General features: G+C 65.5%; 1 protein-coding gene. It reads right to left on the bottom strand.

The features are described from left to right. Positions 1 to 1,225: molybdopterin cofactor-binding domain-containing protein (locus A2I95_RS39730; RefSeq protein ID WP_291737848.1), on the bottom strand; the 1,225-nt coding region annotated here is incomplete at both ends.

Raw genomic sequence — 1,225 nt, 5'->3', positions numbered from 1 at the left:
CGGCCTGACCATCCTTGACGGCACCGCGCATCCGCGCCAGCGCGCCGGGGCGGTACATATCATGGCGCATGTCCTCCTCGCGGCTCCAGGTCAGCTGCACCGGGGTGCCGGGCATCTGTTTCGCCAGCCGGGTGGCCAGCACCGCATAGTCGAACTCTGCCCGCCGCCCGAAGCCGCCGCCAAGGTAAGTGGTGTTGACCTCCACCTGATCGCTTTCCAGCCCGGCTTCCTCGGCGCATTTCATCTGCACGAAGGTTGGCATCTGGTTGCCGCACCAGAGGGTCAGCTTGCCGTCCTGCAACAGCGCGGTGGCATTCATCGGCTCCATGGTGGCATGGGCCAGGTAGGGCACCTGATAGTCCGCCGTCAGCTCGGTTGCGCCATCGGGGAGCATGTCCGCATCGCCGTCATCGCGCAGGACAGAGTTCGGGGCATCGTCAAACGCTTCCGCAATCCTGGCGAAGACCTGATCGGTTTCAGGCGGGTAGGGGGCGTCCTCCCAGTGCACCTCGATGGCGTCCAGCGCCTGCATCGCCAGCCAGGTGTTGCGCGCCACCACGGCCACGCCCGCGCCCATGTCCACGACCTTCTCTACGCCGGGCATCCCTTCGGCGGCAGTTGCGTCAAAACCCTTCATGCCACCGCCCTGGCGCGGGTTCATGCGGACCGAGGCGAATTTCATCCCCGGCAACCGCACGTCGATGCCGAATTCGGCGGAACCGGTGGCTTTTTCAGCCATATCTATCCGCGGCTGCGATTTGCCAATCAGCCGCCATTCGCTGCTGGGCCGCAGGTCCACGTCCACCGGGTCCAGCTTGGCAGCGTCCATTGCGAGCTCGGAGTAAGGGATCTGTGTGCCGTCCGGCGTAACCACCGCGCCCTTGACGGTGCTCAGTTGGCCGCGGCTGATGCCCAGCCGCTCTGCGGCGGTCTGTTTCAGCGTCTCGCGTGCGGTAGCGCCGGCCTGGCGCATCCGCTTGAAACCGTCCTTCATTGAGGTCGAGCCGCCGGTGCCATGCAGGTTCAGCACCTTGCCGAAATGCCCCAGTGCCTCGCCCACGGCATGTTTGAAGTTGCCGTTGTCATAGCCCTTGCCCGGCAGCGCATCGGCGATGAAGGCAGAGTTGTAATAAGCCTGCGCGGCGGGGCCGTGAAGAACACGGACCTGGTCCAGCTCCACGTCCAGTTCTTCCGCGATCAGCGCGGCCCAGCTGGTCTTCACGCC

The organism is Leisingera sp. F5 (assembly GCF_001593695.1).
Note: the sequence above shows the minus strand (reverse complement) of the source record. Positions and strands in the feature narration are given on the sequence as shown.